This window comes from Streptomyces sp. NPDC026659, assembly GCF_040638245.1.
Taxonomy (GTDB): Bacteria; Actinomycetota; Actinomycetes; order Streptomycetales; family Streptomycetaceae; genus Streptomyces.
On sequence record NZ_JBEZXY010000009.1, the window covers coordinates 192546 to 198948 of the forward strand.

The 6403-nt window shown below is 72.1% G+C and carries 6 protein-coding genes; 2 read left to right on the top strand and 4 right to left on the bottom strand.

The window, feature by feature from the left end; all coding sequences use genetic code 11:
* Window positions 1-151: 151 nt before the first annotated feature.
* Window positions 152-856 (top strand): isochorismatase family protein, encoded by a 705-nt coding sequence (locus AB0E91_RS23400; protein WP_361785133.1) that lies wholly within the window; start codon window positions 152-154, stop codon window positions 854-856.
* Window positions 857-887: 31 nt separating this feature from the next.
* On the opposite strand, the gene AB0E91_RS23405 is transcribed toward AB0E91_RS23400, so the two are convergent.
* Window positions 888-2213 carry a SidA/IucD/PvdA family monooxygenase gene (locus AB0E91_RS23405; protein ID WP_361785136.1) on the bottom strand — a complete coding sequence of 442 codons (1326 nt, stop codon included), beginning with the start codon at window positions 2211-2213 and terminating at the stop codon, window positions 888-890.
* 83 nt (window positions 2214-2296) lie between these two features.
* On the opposite strand from AB0E91_RS23405, the gene AB0E91_RS23410 reads away from it, so the two are divergent.
* Window positions 2297-3253 carry a methionyl-tRNA formyltransferase gene (locus tag AB0E91_RS23410; RefSeq protein WP_361785139.1) on the top strand — a complete coding sequence of 319 codons (957 nt, stop codon included), beginning with the start codon at window positions 2297-2299 and terminating at the stop codon, window positions 3251-3253.
* 28 nt (window positions 3254-3281) lie between these two features.
* Here AB0E91_RS23410 and AB0E91_RS23415 read toward each other — a convergent pair whose 3' ends face one another.
* Genes AB0E91_RS23415 through AB0E91_RS23425 form a run of 3 tightly spaced genes read right to left on the bottom strand, consistent with a single transcriptional unit; the run spans window position 3282 to window position 6278 of the window.
* The gene (locus AB0E91_RS23415; RefSeq protein WP_361785142.1) at window positions 3282-4160 is read right to left on the bottom strand and encodes an ABC transporter ATP-binding protein; all 879 of its coding nucleotides are present in this window, start codon (window positions 4158-4160) and stop codon (window positions 3282-3284) included.
* A gap of 4 nt (window positions 4161-4164) precedes the next feature.
* Window positions 4165-5250, bottom strand: coding sequence for an iron chelate uptake ABC transporter family permease subunit (locus AB0E91_RS23420; protein ID WP_361785145.1), 1086 nt, complete (start codon window positions 5248-5250; stop codon window positions 4165-4167).
* Window positions 5251-5252: 2 nt separating this feature from the next.
* Window positions 5253-6278: an iron chelate uptake ABC transporter family permease subunit gene (locus AB0E91_RS23425; RefSeq protein WP_361785148.1), complete on the bottom strand. Its 1026-nt coding sequence runs from the start codon at window positions 6276-6278 to the stop codon at window positions 5253-5255.
* Between the last annotated feature and the right edge of the window lie 125 nt (window positions 6279-6403).

Sequence of the window (6403 nt, forward strand, 5' to 3'; positions counted from 1 at the left end):
GAACGCGCGGCGGCCCGGACCGGCTTCGCCCCGGACCGGCTTCGCCCCGGACCGGTTTCGCCCCGCCCGGCGACACCCGGGCGCGTCGACCGCGCGGCCGTACCCGAGTGCGGGGTGCGACCCGTCGAGCCCACCGCGAGAGGCGAAGCCCATGCCGTTCCCGTTCCCGTTCCCCGAGACCGTGACGCCGTCCGGGGCGATCCCGCCCGCCGCTGCCGACCCGTTGACCGAATCCGCCCAACTCCCGGACGCGGCCGCCGCGTCGGTGCCCTACGGGACGCCCGAGCCCGGTGGTGGTCCTTCCTGGTGTCTGGAGGTGCGCCGGGCCGTGCTCCTCGTCCGTGACATACGCGGCTGTCCCGTGGAGGACGGCTCCGGGTTCGTCGCCCACATCGAGCGGCTGGTCCGGGCCGCTCGGGACGCGGGCGTACCCGTCGTCTACGCGGTGCGGGCGCCGGATCAGGGCGCGATCCAGCCGGGCCGCGGCGTGGTCGACGCCGTCCGACCCCGGCCCGGCGACAGCCTGTTCACCGGGAAGCGGTGCAGCGCCTTCGCCGGTACCCGGCTGCGCGCGCGGCTGACGGAGCTGGGCCGCGACCAGCTGGTGGTCGCCGGGGTCGCCGCCGCGACGGACATACTGCTCACCGCGGCGGACGCCTGGATGCAGGACCTGGAGCCCTTCGTCGCCGCCGACGCGGTGGCCGACCGTACGGCCGCCGAGCACGCGATGGCCGTACGGTGGCTCGCCGCCACCTGTGCCGTGATCGCGGACACCGACGCGCTGGTGGCGGCGTTCGGCGGGCAGGGCACCGTCGAGAGGGCGCCGGTGGACCGGTGGGCCGACACCCCTGGGTGACCCGGTGCCGGGGGTGCGGCTGTGCCTGCCGCTAGGCGGCCGTACGCCCCGCGAGCAGGGAGCGGTGGATCTCCTCCGCGCGGACCGCCGTGGTGGAGAGCAGGGTGCTGGTCAGGCCGTGCGTGTGCTCGGTGCCGCCCTGGAGGTAGATCCCGGCGGTGACCTCCGGTGCCGTGGCCACCCGGTGGTCGCGACCCACCCGCAGCGCGTCGCCGTCGTCGCGCAGGCAGAGCTTGGCCGACTCGCCGAGGAGTCCGGTCAGGTCGCGGGGCCGGTACCCCGTGGCGAGGACCAGCAAGTCGGCCTCCAGCACCTCGTGTTCGCCGGTCGGCAGGAACTCCACGGTGATGTCCAGCGCGTCGCCGCCGGACCGGGGCCGTACGTCGCGCACCCGGGAGACGTTGAGGAAGCGCAGCCGTTCGTGGCCCGCGACCTTCTCACGGTACGAGGTCGCGTACAGCGACTCGATCAACTCCATGTCCACCACCGAGTAGTTGGTGGAGCGGTGGTAGTCGAACAGGGACTGTTTCACCTCGGCCGGGGCGCCGAAGTACAGGTCCACCGCCTCGGGGTCGAAGATGCGGTTGGCGAACGGGCTGTCGTCGGCCGGGGTGTAGCCGTACTTGGCGAAGACCGCGCAGACCTCCGCGTCCGGGAAGGAGCGGTGCAGGAAGTCCACCGCCTCGGCGGCACTCTGCCCGGCACCGAGTACGACCGCCCGGCGCACGGGCGCCCCGGTGGTGCCGAGTTCGTCGATGCGGGGGATCAACTGGCTGTTGTGCCAGACGCGTTCGGTCGGCTCCAGGCCGGGCGGCACATGCGGCTCCAGGCCCATCGCCACGCTGATGTTGCGCGTCCGGTGCTGGACCGTGCGGCCCGGACGCTCCGGGTCTGCGCAGCGCACGTCGAAGTACGCGACGGTGCCCGCCTCGTCGCGCACCGGCTCGACGGCGGTCACCTCACTGTCGTAGCCGACGAGATGGCCGACCCGGTCGGCGGCCCACTCGAAGTACTGGTGGAACTCGGCGCGCAGCGGGAACAGCGTCTTCTGGTTGAGGAAGTCGATGAGCCGGCCGCGCTCGCGCAGGAAGCAGAGGAAGCTGAAGTCGCTGGTCGGATTGCGCAGGGTGACCAGGTCCTTGAGGAACGACACCTGCATGGTGGCGTCGTCGATGAGCATCCCCCGGTGCCAGCCGAAGCGCGGCTGGCGTTCCAGGAAGCGGGCGGTGAGGCGTTCTCCCTCCGGGCGGCCCGCGTTGTGTTCCTCAACGGCTATGGCCAGTGCGAGATTTGACGGACCGAACCCGATTCCGAGGACATCGTGGACGATGTCGAACTCCGTGCGGGGTGACTTCACCGTGGCATCGCCTCCCTCAGGCAGCCACATGTTAGATAAGGTTAGCCTTACCTAGCAACGGAGTCGTCGAAGAGGAGATCCTCATGCGCGTCGCCATGTTCGGCTATCAGACCTGGGGCCACCGCACCCTTCAGGCTCTGCTGGACTCCGGTCACGAGGTCGTCCTCGTCCTCACCCACCCGGCGAGCGAGCACGCGTACGAGAAGATCTGGGACGACAGCGTCGCCGAACTCGCCGAGAAGCACGACATACCCGTGCTGCTGCGCAACCGCCCCGACGACGAGGAAGTCCTCGCCGCCGTGCGGGAGGCGCGCCCCGACATCATCGTGGCCAACAACTGGCGCACCTGGCTGCCCCCGGAGCTGTTCGACCTGCCCCCGCACGGCACGCTCAACATCCACGACTCACTGCTGCCCTCCTACGCCGGGTTCTCGCCCCTCATCTGGGCCCTCGTCAACGGCGAGGAGCGCGTCGGCGTCACCGCGCACCGCATGAACGGCGAACTCGACGCGGGCGACATCCTGATCCAGCGCGCGGTACCCGTCGGCCCCGAGGACACCGCGACCGACCTCTTCCACCGGACCGTCGACCTCATCGCCCCCGTGGTGCGCGAATCCCTCGACCTCATCGCCTCCGGCGCCGACGCCGGACGCTGGCGGCCGCAGGACCGCGGCCGGGCCAGCTTCTTCCACAAGCGCTCGCTGGAGGACAGCCGCATCGACTGGACCTGGCCGGCCGAGCGCCTGGAACGCCTGGTGCGGGCCCAGTCCGACCCGTACCCGAACGCGTACGCCTTCCACCGCGGCGAACGCCTCCGCATCGTGTCGGCCGCCGTCTCCCGGGGACGCTACGGCGGCACGCCGGGCCGGATCTTCATCCGCGAGGGCGACGGCGTGGTGATCGTGGCGGGCCCCGACGCGCACAGCGGGCAGGGGCGTGGGCTGCTGGTGCGGCGGGTGCGGACGGAGGACGGCACGGAACTGGCCGCGACCGGCTACTTCCGCACGATGGGCGGTTATCTGACCTCGCGGCCCGAGTGACCTCGCCCTGAACCTTTCTGAGTGAACGTCAATTCAGCGCCGTAGCGGGCTCCTTGGAGTCCGCGTGGTGGCGGCCCATCGGTATCACCAGCGGTGTGCCGCTCACCGGGTCGGTGGTGATCCGACAGCGCAGGTCGAAGACGTTCTCGACGGTCTCCTCGGTCACGACCTCGGCCGGAGGTCCCTCGGCGACGATCCGGCCCGACTTCATGGCGATGACGTGATCGGCGTACCGGCACGCCTGGTTGAGGTCGTGCAGCACCATGACGACGGTGCGGCCCTCGCGGCGGTTGAGGTCGGTGATCAGGTCGAGGACGTCGATCTGGTGGGCGAGGTCGAGGTAGGTGGTCGGCTCGTCCAGGAGCAGTACGGGGGTGCCCTGGGCGACGGCCATGGCGATCCAGGCGCGCTGCCGTTGGCCGCCGGAGAGTTCGTCCACCGGCCGGTCGGCGAGGTCGGTGAGGTTCGTGGCCGCGAGGGCGCCGTGCACGGCCTCCTCGTCCGCCTTCGACCACTGGCGCCACCAGGTCTGGTGCGGCGAGCGACCCCGGCTCACCAGGTCCAGCACGGTCAGGCCCTCGGGGGCCACCGGGGTCTGCGGCAGGATGCCCAGCTTGCGGGCGAGTTCGCGGGTGGGGACCGAGCGCAGGGCGGCACCGTCCAGCTGCACCGTGCCCTGGCGGGGAGTCAGCAGTCGGGCCAGCGCTCGCAACAGGGTTGATTTGCCGCAGGCGTTGGCCCCCACGATGGCCGTGACCCGGCCGGTCGGTACGGCCAGCTCCAGGCTCTCCACCACCGCCCGTCCGTCGTAGGCGAGATGGAGATCGTGGGCGGTCAACCTCGGTTCGAAGGCACCGGGTTGGGTGATGTCCTCGGCAGGCGGGGTGCGCGAGTCGGTGGATGCCATGCGATCAGCCTCCTGAGCCCGCGCGGTTGGCGCGGATGAGCAGCCAGAGCAGGACCGGCGCGCCGAGCACACCGGTGACGATCCCCACGGGCAGTTCCGTACCGGGGATCGCCTCCCGGGCGATCAGGTCGGACCCGAGGACGACGAGGGCGCCGGTGAGACCGGAGACGAGCGGGGGCGGCGAGTCGGTCGCGGCCAGGCGCTGGGCGATCTGCGGGGCGGACAGCGCCACGAAGGCGACCGGACCGGCCGCGGCCGTCGCGAAGGCCACCAGCCCCACCCCCGTCACCAGCAGCGCGAGCCGCACCGGCTGGACCGGCGTGCCGAGCCCGGCCGCCACGTCGTCCCCGAGCTGGAGCGTGCGCATCCAGCGGCCCATCGCCAGCGTGACCGGCAGCAGCACCGCCATCGCCACGGCGAGGGTGTCCACCTGCTCCCAGGTGCGCCCGTTGAGGTTGCCCACCAGCCGGCCGACCGCCTCCTGCGCCTCGAAGCGGTTGCCGCGCGCCACCAGGAAGTCGGTCGCGCTGGTGCAGATCCACGACACTCCGATGCCGACCAGGATGATCCGGTAGCCGGTGGCCCCGTGTCGCCACGCGAGCGCGTAGACCACGGCGGCGGTGGCCAGCGCGCCGAGCAGCCCCAGCGTCTGCAGACCGAGCCCGCCGGTCCAGCCGAGCACGACCGCCGCCACGACCGCCGTACCCGCCCCCTCGGTCAGGCCGATCATGTCGGGGCTGGCCAGTGGATTGCGCGTCATCGTCTGGAACACCGCGCCCGAGACCCCGAAGGCGATTCCGGCGAGCAGCCCGGTCAGCGCGCGCGGCAGCCGCAGGTCCCGGACGACGATCACGGTGCCCGGATCGCCCGCGCCCGTGAGCGCGCGGACCACGTCGGGGAGCGGGACCGGGTAGTCCCCGAGCGTCAGCCCCCAGCAGAACAGCAGGAAGGCGGCGGCGCCGACCAGTACGCCGGTCAGAAGGAGGCGTGGACGCAGCACGCCCGAGACGGGCGGCACCGTGAGGCGGTATGGGCGTCCGCGCCGGGTGGGCGGCGCCGGGATCACCGTGGCGGTGGGGCGGGCGGGCATCCTCATACCTCCGCGAGCTTGCGGCGCCGTACCAGGGCGATGAAGAACGGGCCACCGACGAACGCCACCAGGACGCCCGCCTGGATCTCGGCCGGCCGGGCGGCGAGCCTGCCGAGGATGTCCGCCGCCAGCAGCAGCATCGGCGCGATGGCCGCCGACAGCGGCAGCAGCCAGCGGTGATCGGGGCCGATGCCGGCCGCCTGGGCGAGCACGCGGGCGATGTGCGGGACGACCAGGCCGAGGAAGACCACCGGGCCGATCACCGCCACCGAGGCGCCGGTCAGAAGCATGACCGCCGTCACCCCCTGGAGCCGTACCAGCCCGAGACGGCGGCCGAGCGAGGCGGCCACGTCGTCACCGAGCGCGAGGCTGTTGAGCGCGGGCGCCGAGGCCAGCGCGAGCACCGCGCCGACGGCGAGGAACGGCAGCACGCTCACCAGGTCCCCCCAGTCCTGGTCGGCCAGCGAACCCGCCGACCAGAAGCGGTAGCGGTCCAGCGCGTCCGGGTCGGTCAGCACGATCGCGCTCGTGCAGGAGGACAGCATGAAGGTGATGGCGACGCCCGCGAGCGCCAGCTTCACCGGCGTCGCCCCCGAACGGCCCAGCCGGCCGAGGAAGTAGACGAGGACGCTCGCCGCGAGCGCCCCGGCGAACGCGAACCACACGGTGCCGTAGAGCGAGGAGAGCCCGAACACGCCCACCGCGACGACGATCGCGAACGAAGCCCCCGCGCTGACCCCGAGAATCCCCGGGTCGGCCAGCGGGTTGCGGGTCAGCGCCTGCATCAGCGCCCCGGACAGGCCGAGCGCGGCCCCGGTCGTCAGACCGAGCAGGGTGCGCGGGAGACGCGCCTCCCAAATGACGTTGTCCACCGTCCTGTTGGGCGCGTGGCCGAGGAGAGCGCGGACCACCTGGTCCAGCGGAACGCTCAGCGCGCCCAGTGCGACCGAGAGCAGGGACAGCAGCAAGAGTGCGGCGACGACGAGGCCGACGAGCACCGAGCCGTGCGGCTTTCCACCTGGGGCCACTTGACTCTCTCCATGTCATCGCCCGTTCGTGGGGGCCTGGTTGACAGGTAAGGCGAGCATAACCTCAGTTGTCGCCCATGGGGTCGATCTTCCCGAAGAGGGCTATCAGGTAAGGCAATGCTTAC

Coding starts and splice junctions, on each gene's coding strand:
- AB0E91_RS23400 (WP_361785133.1), top strand. CDS start 152: ATGCCGTTCCCGTTCCCGTTCCCCGAGACCGTGACGCCGTCCGGGGCG.
- AB0E91_RS23415 (WP_361785142.1), bottom strand. CDS start 4,160: ATGGCATCCACCGACTCGCGCACCCCGCCTGCCGAGGACATCACCCAA.
- AB0E91_RS23420 (WP_361785145.1), bottom strand. CDS start 5,250: ATGCCCGCCCGCCCCACCGCCACGGTGATCCCGGCGCCGCCCACCCGG.
- AB0E91_RS23410 (WP_361785139.1), top strand. CDS start 2,297: ATGCGCGTCGCCATGTTCGGCTATCAGACCTGGGGCCACCGCACCCTT.